Source organism: Cupriavidus consociatus (assembly GCF_017814975.1).
GTDB lineage: Bacteria > Pseudomonadota > Gammaproteobacteria > Burkholderiales > Burkholderiaceae > Cupriavidus > Cupriavidus consociatus.
In genome coordinates this window covers 1-1,332 of sequence record NZ_JAGIQA010000125.1, presented here as the reverse complement: position 1 = coordinate 1,332, position 1,332 = coordinate 1, and the positions used below count along the sequence as shown (strand labels likewise).

2 pseudogenes are annotated in these 1,332 nt (G+C 58.0%); both read left to right on the top strand.

What is annotated here, in order from left to right:
* Nucleotides 1–78: 78 nt before the first annotated feature.
* Nucleotides 79–392 (top strand): annotated as a pseudogene (locus J8I82_RS38945) (hypothetical protein); the annotation flags it as partial.
* Between the two features lie 176 nt (nucleotides 393–568).
* A pseudogene (locus J8I82_RS37685) lies at nucleotides 569–1,258 on the top strand (IS4/Tn5 family transposase DNA-binding protein); the annotation flags it as partial.
* Between the last annotated feature and the right edge of the window lie 74 nt (nucleotides 1,259–1,332).

The window sequence follows — 1,332 nt, the reverse complement described above, 5'->3', positions numbered from 1 at the left end:
CCAGTTGATCGTCACGCTCCTGGAGCCGTATTTACAACCCGATAATTATTAAAGCTATTTGAGGGATGTTGTACTAGTGCCGTTGGTGTTGCTATGCCGGAACGCATCCATATCGCAATGGTCGATAGTCTCCCGATGCCCGAAGATGAAACACTACGAAACGTAGTCTGTTCAACAGGATTGTTCGGTCCGGATACGGTTGGATTGACACTGGGATACGCCATATTGATTGCGGAAGGTCATGCTACACGGCGCTTGCTCACACATGAGTTCCGGCATGTTCGGCTGGTTCAATTGAGAAATTTCTCCTCGCATACCTCGCCGAAATCGCGACCTTTGGCTATTTTGATGCACCGCTTGAAATCGACGCGCGCGACCACGAACTGCCTTGAGACGGAAGATTCGCCCCGCGGGCATGGCGAAATAATAATGGCCACGTCTATCCCACCTCATTACACCCAACTCCTGGCGCCCGTGCTTCGCAGAAAGTCGTTTACGGTCAAGGACATAGCGGATGGGGTTGTAAACTCTTTCGGAATGTCGTTCACTCTTGCAATTTGGGCGGCACATGCAGCGAGAGGCAACGAGTTGGGCAGCAGCAGAATTCAAGGACATTGACTTGGGCGACCAGCGCCTGAACAAGCGGGCGGTGCTGCTAGCGGAGCGGCTCGCAGAGAAGCCGACGGCAAGCATACCCAGCGCATGCGGCGGTTGGGCGGAAACGGCTGCGGCGTACCGCTTCCTGGCTCAGGATGAACTGGACTGGCGCGATATTCTGGCGCCCCACTGGCAGAGTTCAGCCGAGCGGATGCGAGCTTGTGAAGTGGTGCTATGCATCCAAGACACCACGGAGCTGGACTTTAACAGCCAGGCCATCGCAGGCCTGGGACCGCTGTCGTATGAGGCGCAACGCGGGCTATATCTGCACCCGACTTACGCGGTAACGCCAGCCCGCGAACCGCTGGGCGTGCTTGACGCCTACATGTGGGCGCGCGAACCGAAGGGTCCGGATGGCGTGCGCCCCGGCATCAAGGAAAGTACCCGCTGGACGGAAGGATATGAGCGGGTCGCCGAACAGGCGGCCGCACTGCCTGCCACGCGACTCGTCTATGTGGCTGACCGGGAATCGGACATCATGGCGCTGATGGTCAAGGCAAAGGAGTTGGACCACCCGGCGGACTGGCTACTGCGCTCGCAGCACAATCGCACCTTGCCTGGCGGCGGAAAGCTGTGGGACCAAGTGACTGCGGGTGAGCCCCCCGCGGCAGAATAGATGTCGCCCCGATAGAATTTGAACCCTGGGGGCGATAAGAGAGAGAAGTGGCTCGTTAC